This window comes from Citrobacter sp. VF227, assembly GCF_052950715.1.
The window spans coordinates 1-490 of sequence record NZ_JBRFVF010000308.1 but is presented as its reverse complement, the minus strand read 5'-3'; the positions used below and the strand labels follow the sequence as shown (position 1 = coordinate 490).

General features: G+C 67.1%; 1 protein-coding gene. It reads right to left on the bottom strand.

The window, feature by feature from the left end:
- Positions 1 to 490 (bottom strand): alpha/beta hydrolase family protein (locus ACU8YC_RS26460; RefSeq protein ID WP_446896188.1); only part of this gene is annotated, 490 nt, incomplete at both ends.

Below are 490 nucleotides of genomic sequence, written 5' to 3'. Positions count from 1 at the left end.
ATCCAGATAGTCGCCTTCGAACTTGTGGGTGACCCGGCGCAGCGCCAGGGGGTCGCTGACGCCATACAGACTGGCGCCGCCGCGAAACAGATCGGTCGCCACCAGTGCGCTGAGGGCGGAGTAGCCGCCGGCGCTGGAGCCACGGATGAATACCCGCTGCGGATCGATAGCGCCCTGCTGCGCCAGTGCGCGGGCCGCCTGGCAGGCGTCTTCCACATCCACCACACCCCATTGCTCGCGCAGGCGTTGTCGGTAGGCGCGGCCGAACCCGCTGCTGCCGCGGTAGTTGACGTCCACCACGGCGAAGCCGCGCTGCGTCCAGAACTGGATGCGCGGGTCGAACACCGGGTAGCACGCCGACGTCGGTCCGCCATGGATGAACACTACCAGCGGTGGCGATGTACTGTGCTCGCCGCGGCAGTTCGTATTGCGCGGCGCATAGAAGAACGCATGGGCGGTTTCACCATTGCCGGTCGGGAATCGCATGGGC